Origin of the sequence: Amycolatopsis sp. FBCC-B4732, from assembly GCF_023008405.1 — a bacterium.
Taxonomy (GTDB): Bacteria; Actinomycetota; Actinomycetes; order Mycobacteriales; family Pseudonocardiaceae; genus Amycolatopsis; species Amycolatopsis pretoriensis_A.
The window spans coordinates 762,218-772,847 of the sequence record NZ_CP095376.1; the positions used below are offsets into that span (position 1 = coordinate 762,218).

The 10,630-nt window shown below is 74.9% G+C and carries 1 protein-coding gene; it reads left to right on the forward strand.

Annotation, left to right across the window (positions count from 1 at the left end; translation table 11 throughout):
* The first annotated feature begins 19 nt into the window (after positions 1-19).
* Entirely contained in the window at positions 20-10,627 is a 10,608-nt protein-coding gene (locus tag MUY14_RS02830; RefSeq protein WP_396126834.1) for an SDR family NAD(P)-dependent oxidoreductase, read from the forward strand.
* Positions 10,628-10,630: the final 3 nt, after the last annotated feature.

Sequence of the window (10,630 nt, forward strand, 5' to 3'; positions counted from 1 at the left end):
GCCGATCGCGATCGTGGCCATGGGCTGCCGCTACCCGGGGGACGTCCAGTCGCCCGAGGACCTGTGGCGCCTGATCGCCGAGGGCGCGGACGGCGTCGGCCCGTTCCCGGCCGACCGCGGGTGGGACCTGGCCGCGCTGTACGACCCGGACCCGGCGAACCTCGGCACCAGCTACACCCGCGAAGGCGGGTTCATGACCACGGCGGCCGCGTTCGACGCCGGGTTCTTCGGCATCTCGCCGCGCGAGGCCCTCGCCATGGACCCGCAGCAGCGCGTCCTGCTCGAGACGTCGTGGGAGGTGTTCGAGCGGGCGGGCATCGACCCGGATTCGCTGCGCGGCAGCGGAACCGGCGTGTTCGTCGGCGCGACGTCGTCCGGCTACGGCGTCGGCGCGCGCGACGAGTCCGGCGGCTCCGAGGGCTACCTGCTGACCGGCAGCGCCCCGGCCGTCGTGTCGGGCCGGCTGTCCTACACGTTCGGCCTGGAGGGGCCGGCGGTCACCGTCGACACGGCGTGCTCGTCGTCGCTGGTGGCTCTGCACCTGGCGTGCCAGGCGCTGCGGCAGGGCGAGTGCTCGATGGCGCTCGCGGGCGGGGTCACGGTGATGGCGCACCCGGCGGCGTTCGTCGAGTTCAGCCGTCAGCGCGGGCTCGCCGAAGACGGCCGCTGCAAGTCCTTCGCGGACGCGGCCGACGGCACCGGCTGGGGCGAAGGCGTCGGCCTGGTCCTGCTGGAGCGGCTGTCGGACGCGCGGCGCAACGGGCACACGGTCCTCGCGGTGGTGCGCGGGTCGGCGGTGAACCAGGACGGTGCGTCCAACGGCTTGAGCGCCCCGAACGGTCCCTCGCAGCAGCGGGTGATCCGGGCGGCACTGGCGAACGCCGGACTGTCCACTTCGGACGTCGACGCGGTCGAGGCGCACGGCACGGGCACCCGGCTCGGCGACCCGATCGAGGCGCAGGCCCTGCTGGCGACGTACGGCCGCGACCGGGACCGGCCGCTGTGGCTGGGATCCCTGAAGTCCAACATCGGGCACACGCAGTCGGCGTCCGGCGTGGCGGGCGTGATCAAGATGGTCCTCGCCATGCGGCACGGAGTTCTGCCCCGGACGCTGCACGTCGACACGCCTTCGTCCCAAGTGGACTGGACGGCCGGGTCGGTGGAGCTGCTCACCGAGGAGCGTCCGTGGGAATCCGACGGCCCGCGCCGGGCCGCGGTCTCGGCGTTCGGGGTGAGCGGGACCAACGCGCACGTGGTCCTCGAACAGGCCGACGCCGCGGTGGTCCCGCCCGCCGGGCCCGACGCGACGCCGCCGCTCGTGCCGCTGTCGGCCCGGAGCGGCACCGCGTTGCGCGCGCAGGCCGCCCGGCTCCGGGGCACGGACCTGGCGCCGCAGGATCTCGCGTACTCCCTGGCTTTCACGCGTGCCACGCACGACCACCGCGCGGTGCTCGTCGCGTCCGGTGACGAGATCGACCGCGCGCTGGGCGTCCTCGCCGAGGGGGGCACCGACGCCGCCGTGGTCACCGGCACGGCCGACCGCGACGGCTTGCTGGCGGTGCTGTTCACCGGCCAAGGCGCCCAGCGCGTCGGCATGGGCCAGGCTCTTCACGCGCGCTTCCCGGTCTACGCCGAAGCTTTCGACGCCGTGCTCGCCCACTTCGATCCGGCCCTGCGCGAAGCCCTCACCGACCCCGGGCTGCTGAACCGCACGGAGTTCACGCAGCCCGCCCTGTTCGCCGTCGAAGTCGCGCTCTACCGCCTGGCCGAGTCCTTCGGTGTCCGCCCGGACTTCGTGGCCGGCCATTCGATCGGCGAGATCTCGGCCGCGCACGTCGCCGGTGTGCTGTCTCTGGAAGACGCGTGCCGCCTGGTCGCCGCGCGGTCCTCGCTCATGCAGGCCCTCCCGGCGGGCGGCGCGATGGTCTCGATCGCCGCCGCGGAGTCCGAGATCGTCCTGACCGAGGGGGTGTCGATCGCCGCGGTGAACGGCCCGGAGTCGGTCGTCATCTCGGGCGACGAGGCTGCGGTGCTGGCGATCGCCGCGCAGTTCCCGAAGACCAAGCGGCTCACGGTGAGTCACGCGTTCCACTCGCCGCTCATGGATCCGATGCTGGACGAGTTCCGCGCGGTGGCCGAGTCTTTGACGTACCGCTCTGCAACGATACCGGTGATCTCGAATGTGAGCGGTGCTCTCGCGGAGCCGTTCACCGCCGACTACTGGGTGCGGCACGTGCGGGAAGCGGTCCGGTTCGCCGACGGCGTCTCGACGTTGGAGGCCGCCGGGGTCAGGGTGTTCCTGGAGCTGGGTCCGGACGGCGTGCTCAGCGCGATGGTGCCGGGCACGGCCATAGCGGCGATGCGCCGCGACCGCGACGAAGAACGCACCCTGTTCACGGCGCTGGCCCGGCTGCACGTCAGCGGCGTCGACCTGGACTGGGAGAGCCTCTACGCCGGCTCCGCGGGCCGGGCCGTCGCGCTGCCGACGTACCCCTTCGAGCACCAGCGGTACTGGCTCGAGCCCGCCCGGCCGCAGGCCGTCGCCGACACCGCCGACGCCGAGTTCTGGGCCGTCGTCGAGAACGGCGACCTGGCCCGCGACCTCGCCGTGGACGAAGACCTCGCCGTCGCGATCCAGCCCGCGCTCCAGGCCTGGCGCACCCGGCACCGCGAGGCGAGCACCCTCGAATCGTGGCGCTACCGCGTCGCCTGGCGGCCGCACCCGATCGGGGCCGACCGGCTGTCCGGCACCTGGCTGATCATCGGCACCGCGCCCGCCGAGATCGCCGAGGGCCTGGCCGAGCGGGGCGCGGACGTCGTCACCGCGCCCGTCGATCGGCTGCACGAAGTGGACGGCATCGCCGGCGCCCTCGCCTTCCCGGCGAACCTCGGCGAAGCACTCACTGTGCTGCAGGCCGACCTGTCCGGCCCGCTCTGGTGCGTCACCACCGAAGCCGTGCGCACCGCCCGCTCCGACGCCGCGCCCGACCCCGCGCTCGCGCAGGTCTGGGGCCTCGGCCGGGTCGCCGCACTGGAACTCACGGGCCGCGACGTCGGCCTCCTCGACCTCCCGGCCACCCTCGACGACCGCGGTCACGACCGTCTCGCGGGCCTGCTCGCCGCGGGCACCGCCGAGGACCAGGTGGCGCTCCGGGCGTCCGGCGCCTTCGTGCCCCGGCTCGTCCGCGCCCCGGCCGGCACCGAACCCGGTGGCTGGGCCCCGTCGGGCACCACCCTGATCACCGGCGGCACCGGGGCACTGGGCAGCGCTCTCGCGCGGAAGCTCGCCGCGCGGGGTGCCCGGCACCTCCTGCTGCTCAGCCGCCGCGGACCGGACGCACCCGGTGCGGCCGAACTCGCGACACAACTGCGTGACCTCGGCGCGGACGCCGAGATCGTCGCGTGCGACGTCGCCGACCGCGCGGCCCTGGCCGCAGTCCTGGATGGACGGTCGGTGAGCGCGGTCTTCCACGCCGCCGGCTACGGCCGGTTCACGCCGATCGCCGAATCGTCCATCGAGGACTTCGCCGACGTCGTCAGCGCGAAGGTCGACGGCGCCGTCCACCTCGACGAGCTGCTCGGCGACGACCTCGAAGCCTTCGTGCTGTTCTCCTCGATCGCCGGCGTCTGGGGCAGTGGCCATCAGGGCGCTTACGCGGCCGCGAACGCGCACCTCGACGCCCTCGCCGAACGCCGCCGCGCCGCCGGGCTCGCCGGGACGTCGATCGCCTGGGGCCCGTGGGCGGGCGCCGGCATGGGCGCGTCCGAGGAGGGCGACGAATTGCTCCGCCGCCGAGGTCTCCTCCCCTTGGACCCAGAGCTGGGCTTGCGCGCGCTGCTGCAGGCCGTCGAGCTGAACGAGACCACCGTCGTCGTCGCCGACGTCGACTGGGCCCGCTTCGCGCCTTCGTACGCGGCCGCCCGGCAGCGGCCGCTCATGGCCGAGCTGCCCGAGTTCGCCGTGACCGAAGGCGAAACCGCTCGCGGCACGGCCGAGCTGGCCACCCGGCTGGCCGGGCTGCCCGCGCCCGAACGGCGTCGCGTGCTCCTCGACGTCGTGCGCGCCCGCGCCGCGGCGGTCCTCGGGCACGACGGCGCCGAGGCGATCGACCCGGTCCGGCCGTTCAAGGACCTGGGCTTCGACTCGCTCACCGCGGTGGAGCTGCGCAACGGCCTGGCCGCCGACACCGGCCTCGCCCTGCCCTCGACGCTGGTGTTCGACCACCCGACCCCGGCCGACCTGACCGACCGCCTGCTCGGCGAGATCTTCGGCGCCGGCGCCCCGGAACCGGGCGCGCCCGCGACCGTGGCCGAGGTCGCCGACGACCCGATCGCGATCGTCGCGATGAGCTGCCGCTACCCGGGCGGGGTCCGTTCGCCCGAGGACCTCTGGCGGCTGGTCGGCGAAGGCGGGGACGGCATTTCCGGCTTCCCCGACGACCGCGGCTGGGACCTCGGCGCGCTCTACGACCCGGACCCCGGCAAGAGCGGCCGCAGCTACGCCCGCGACGGCGGCTTCCTCCAGGGCGTCGGCCAGTTCGACGCCGCGTTCTTCGGGATCTCGCCGCGCGAGGCGCTCGCCATGGACCCGCAGCAGCGGCTGCTGCTCGAGACGGCGTGGGAGCTGTTCGAGCGCGCGGGCATCGACCCGCATTCGTTGCGCGGCAGCAAGACCGGCGTGTTCGCCGGCACCAACGGCCAGGACTACGTCACCATGCTCGGCTCGGCCGCCGGCGTCGAAGGGCACCTGCTGACCGGCAACACCACGAGCGTCATCGCCGGGCGCGTCTCCTACACCTTCGGTCTGGAGGGGCCGTCGGTCGCGGTCGACACGGCGTGCTCGTCGTCGCTGGTCGCACTGCACCTGGCCTGCCAGTCGCTGCGCCAGGGCGAGTCCACGATGGCCGTCGCCGGCGGCGTCACGGTCATGTCGACCCCGGGCGCGTTCGTCGAGTTCAGCCGCCAGCGCGGGCTGGCCCCGGACGGCCGGTGCAAGCCGTTCGCCGAGGCCGCCGACGGCACCGGCTGGGCCGAAGGCGCGGGTTTGCTGCTCCTGGAACGGCTTTCCGACGCCCGTCGCAACGGCCACGAAGTCCTCGCGCTCGTCCGCGGTTCGGCGGTCAACTCCGACGGTGCGTCGAACGGCCTGACCGCGCCGAACGGGCCGTCGCAGCAACGCGTGATCCGTGCGGCGCTGGCGAACGCGGGCCTGACGCCGTCCGATGTGGACGTCGTCGAGGCGCACGGCACCGGCACCACGCTGGGTGACCCGATCGAGGCGCAGGCGGTCCTCGCGACCTACGGCCAGAACCGGGAAACACCGCTGTGGCTGGGCTCGATCAAGTCGAACATCGGGCACACGCAGGCCGCCGCCGGTGCGGCGGGCATCATCAAGATGGTCATGGCGATGCGGCACGAGCTGCTGCCGAAGTCGTTGCACGTCGACACGCCATCGTCCCACGTGGACTGGTCGGCGGGCGCGGTCGAGCTGCTCACCGAAGCCCGCGAGTGGACCGCCGACCGGCCGCGCCGGGCCGGGATCTCGTCGTTCGGCATCTCCGGGACCAACGCGCACACCATCATCGAGGAAGCCGAGCCCGTTCTCGCCGACCGGACCGAGGTGCCCGATCGGCTGGTGCCGTGGCCGGTCTCCGGCCGTTCGGTGGCCGCGCTTCGGGCACAGGCGCACCGGCTGTCCGAAGTGGACGGAACGCCCGCCGACATCGGGTTCTCCCTGGCCACCGGCCGCGCCGCGCTGGACCACCGGGCCGTCGTGCTCGGCACCACGGCTGCGGACTTCCGGGCGGGACTGACCGCGCTGGCCGAGGGCACGCCCGCGCCCGAGGTGATCTCGGGCGAGGCGGCCACCGGGCCGCTGGCGGTGCTGTTCACCGGGCAAGGCGCGCAGCGCGCCGGCATGGGCCGCGAGCTGTACGCGCGGTTCAGCGTCTACGCCGACGCGTTCGACGAGGCCTGCGCGCACCTCGACCCGCACCTGGAGCACTCGATCCGGGACCTCGTCTTCGCCGAGCCGGGCACCGAAAAGGCCGCGCTGCTCGACCGGACCGCCTACACCCAGACCGCGTTGTTCGCCGTGGAGCTGGCGCTGCACCGGCTGGCCGAAAGCTGGGGCGTGCACGCGGACTACCTCGCCGGCCACTCGATCGGCGAGCTGGTCGCGGCGCACGTCGCCGGGGTCCTGTCGCTGGCCGGCGCCGCCGAACTGGTCGCCGCCCGCGGCCGCCTGATGGACGCACTGCCGGACGGCGGGGCGATGGTTTCCCTGCGGGCGGGCGAAGAAGCCGTGGCCGCGGAGGTCGCCAAGACCGGCGGCCGGGCGGACATCGCCGCGGTCAACGGACCCGGCTCGGTCGTCGTCTCCGGCGACGAAGACGTCGTCCTGGAACTGGCCGCCGGGTTCGCCGCCGCGGGCGTGCGGACCAAGCGGCTCAAGGTGAGCCACGCGTTCCACTCCCCGCGGATGGACGCGATGCTCGACGACTTCGCCGCGGTCGCGAACCGGCTGACCTACCACCCGGCCGAACGGACCGTGGTGTCCACGGTGACCGGCGAGCTCGCCGGTCCCGAACTGTCCACTCCGGACTACTGGGTGCGCCAGGTGCGGGCGTCGGTGCGGTTCGCCGACGCCGTCGCCACCCTGGCCGGCCAGGGTGTCCGGACGTTCCTCGAAGCGGGCCCGGACGCCGTGCTCAGCGCCATGGCCGCGGACTGCCTCGGCGAGGACGTCGTGGCCGTGCCGCTGCTGCGCCGCGACCGGCCGGAGGAACGCACGTTCGCCACCGCGCTCGCCGGGCTCTGGGTCCGCGGGGTCCCGGCCGACCTCTCGGCCGCGTTCACCGGCGCCCGCCGCGTCCCGCTGCCGACGTACGCCTTCCAGCACCGGCGCTTCTGGCCCGAGGTCTCCGCCGCGGCGGCCGGGGACGTCGGCGCGGCCGGGCTCACCGACGCGGCCCACCCGCTGCTGGCCGCGACCCTGCCGCTGGCCGGCGGCGACGGCGTCGTCCTCACCGGGCGGCTGTCCCTCGCGACGCAGCCGTGGCTGGCCGATCACGCCGTGCTGGGCACGGTCCTGTTGCCCGGCACGGCTTTCGTCGAACTCGCGGTGCGCGCCGGTGACCAGGCCGGCTGCCCGGCGCTCGAAGAGCTGACCCTCGCCGCCCCGCTCGTGCTGCGCGAACAGGACGCCGTCGCGATCCAGGTCGCGGTCGGCGGGCCGGACGCCGACGGCCGCCGTGAGCTGACGATCCACTCGCGACCGGAGGGCCGGGACGAGTGGACCGCGCACGCGGCAGGCGTGCTCGCCCCGGCGGCCGCGGCGGAACCCGCCGCGCTCGCCGAGTGGCCGCCCGCCGGCGCCGAACCTGTTGACGTGACGGGCTTCTACGACACCCTCGCCGCGTCCGGCTTCGGCTACGGCCCGGCGTTCCGCGGCCTGCGCGCGGCCTGGCGCGCCGGTGCGGAGATCTACGCCGAGGTCGCGCTGCCGGAACAGCAGCAGGCGGGCGCGTTCGGCCTGCACCCGGCGCTGCTCGACGCCGCCCTGCACGCGTTGGGCTTGCGGGACGGCGAAACCGGGCCACGGCTGCCGTTCGCCTGGACCGGCGTCACCCTGCACGCCACCGGCGCCGCCGCGCTGCGGGTCCGGCTGCGCCCGGGTGCCGGGGACGCGGTCGCCGTCGACGTCGCCGACGCCACCGGGGCGCCGGTCGCGTCGGTGGCCGCGCTGGTGCTGCGCCCGGTTTCGGCCGAGCAGCTGCGCGGCCCGGACGGCGGCGACTCGTTGTTCAGCGTCGAGTGGACGCCGATCCCGGTGCCCGAGCCGACCGCCGGCCGGTACGCGGTCATCGGCCCGGACCCGCTCGGCCTGGTCGCCGGGCTCGGCTCCGCCGGTACCGTGGAGTCCTATGTGGACCTCGCGGACCTCGGCCGCAGCACGGCGGAGACCGGCGAGGAACCGCAGTTCGTGTTCTCCGCGATCCGGCACTCGCCCCAGCCGAAGGACCGGGCCGGCTTCGCGCTGGACCTGGTCCGCGCCTGGCTGGCCGACGAGCGGTTCAGCACCGCCCGGCTGGTGCTGGTCACCCGTGGCGCGGTCGGCGCGGTCGACGGCGACCGCGTGCCCGACCTCACCGCCGCACCCGTGTGGGGCCTGCTGCGGTCGGCGCAGTTCGAGAACCCCGGCCGGCTCGTGCTGGTCGACCTCGACGACGAAGACCCGCGCTCGGCGGCGTTGCTGGGCGCGGTCGCCTCGGGCGAACCGCAGCTCGCGCTGCGGGACGGCCGCGCACTGGCCGCACGGCTGGTGCGCGCCGGCTCCGGTGAGCTGCTGCGCGTGCCCGCCGAGGGCAACTGGCGGCTCGACACCACCGGCCCGGGCACGCTCGAAAACCTCGCGCTGATCCCGAATCCGCTGCCGGAGACGCTCGAAGCGGGTCACGTCCGGGTCGCCATCCGCGCGGCCGGGATGAACTTCCGGGACGTCCTCATCGGCCTCGGCATGTACCCGGGCGAGCCGATCATGGGCATCGAAGGCGCCGGCGTCGTGCTGGAGTGCGGCGAAGGCGTCACCGGCCTCAAGCCCGGCGACAAGGTGATGGGCTTCTTCCCCGGCTCGTTCGGCCCGCGCTCGGTCGCGGACCAGCGGATGCTGGCGAAGATGCCCGAAGGCTGGTCGTTCAGCGAAGCGGCTTCGGTGCCCATCGTGTTCCTCACCGCCTACTACGGCCTGGTCGACCTGGCCGGGCTGCGGGCGGGGGAGTCCGTGCTGATCCACGCCGGTGCCGGTGGCGTCGGCATGGCCGCCATCCAGCTGGCCCGCCACCTCGGCGCCGAGGTCTACGCGACCGCGAGCCCCGGCAAGTGGGACGTCCTGCGCGCGTCCGGGCTCGACGACGCGCACCTGGCGTCGTCGCGCACGACCGGGTTCGCCGAGCTGTTCCGCGAGGCCGGTGGCGGCCGGGGTGTCGACGTCGTGCTCAACGCGCTGACCCGGGAGTTCGTCGACGCGTCCTTCGCGCTGATGCCGCGCGGCGGGCGGTTCCTGGAGATGGGCAAGGCCGACGTCCGCGACGCGGGCGAGGTCGCCGCGGCCCACCCGGGCGTGGCCTACCAGGCGTTCGACCTCGTCGAAGCCGGGCCGGACCGGATCCGCGAGCTGTTCACCGAGGTCATCGCGCTGTTCGAAGCGGGCGCGCTGACCCCGCTGCCGGTGCGGACCTGGGACGTGCGGCACGCGCCCGAGGCGTTCCGGTTCGTCAGCCAGGCCAAGCACGTCGGCAAGGTCGTGCTCACCATGCCGTCGTGCTTCGGCCCCGGCACGGTGCTGATCACCGGCGGCACCGGCGCGCTGGGCGGCCTGCTCGCCCGGCGGCTGGTCACCGGGCACGGCGTCCGCGACCTGGTCCTGCTGAGCCGGCGCGGGCCGGACGCGCCGGGCGCCACCGAACTTGCCGCCGACCTGCGGGAACTCGGTGCGAACGTGCGGATCGTCGCCGGAGACGCCGCCGACCGCCGGGAGCTGGCCGCGGTGCTCGCCGCGATCCCGGCGGAGCGGCCGCTGACCGGCGTGGTGCACGCGGCCGGCGTGCTCGACGACGGCGTCGTCGCGTCGCTGACCCCCGAGCGGCTGAACGCGGTGCTGCGGCCCAAGGTGGACGCCGCGCTGAACCTGCACGAGTTCACCCGGGACCTCGGCCTGTCGGCGTTCGTGCTGTTCTCCTCGGCCGCGGCCACGCTGGGCAGCCCGGGCCAGGGCAACTACGCCGCGGCCAACGCGTTCCTCGACGCGCTCGCGCAGTACCGCTCGGCGCGCGGCCTGCCCGCCGGCTCGCTGGCGTGGGGTCCCTGGGCCACCGACGGGATGCTCGGCGGGCTCGGCGACGCCGACCGCGCGAAGCTGGAGCGGTCCGCGTTCGTCCCGTTCACCGCCGAAAGCGGCCTCGACCTGTTCGACGTCGCCGCCGCGCGGCCCGAGCCGGTGCTGCTGCCGCTGCAGCTCGACACGGCCGCGCTGGGGGCACAAGCGGGCTTGCCGCCGCTGTTCGCCTCGCTCGTGCGGGCCCCGGCTCGCCGGACCGCCGAAGCGGCCGCCGATGAGCCGTCCGGCCCGCCGTTCGCGCAGCGCCTGGGTGCGGTGCCCGCGGCCGAGCGCGGCGAGTTCCTGTTCGACGTCGTGCGCGGGCACGTCGCCACGGTGCTGGGCCACGGCTCGGCCGCCGACGTCGAAGGCGGCCGCGGATTCCTGGACCTCGGCTTCGACTCGCTGACCGCGGTGGAGCTGCGCAACCGCCTCACCGCCGAAACCGGGCTGCGGCTGCCGGCCACGCTGATCTTCGACCACCCGTCGCCCGCAGATCTGGCGGCGCACCTGCTGGCCGGGCTCGCGCCCGGGGAAGCGGACGCGGACGCGGCGGTCCTGGCCGAGCTGGACCGGCTCGAGCGCGTGCTCGAAGGCGCCGGCGACAGCAGGCGGATCACCGCGCGCCTGGAGACGCTGCTGGCCCGGCGGCGCGGCGCGCAGGCGGACGAGGAGTCCGGCGACGGGCTCGACGCCGCCACCGACGACGAAATCTTCGACCTGATCGACAACGAGCTCGGGCTGTCCTGAATG

What these genes read in the sequence shown, in the direction of transcription:
- MUY14_RS02830 (WP_396126834.1), top strand. Translation starts at nt 20, where the DNA reads ATGGGCTGCCGCTACCCGGGGGACGTCCAGTCGCCCGAGGACCTGTGG.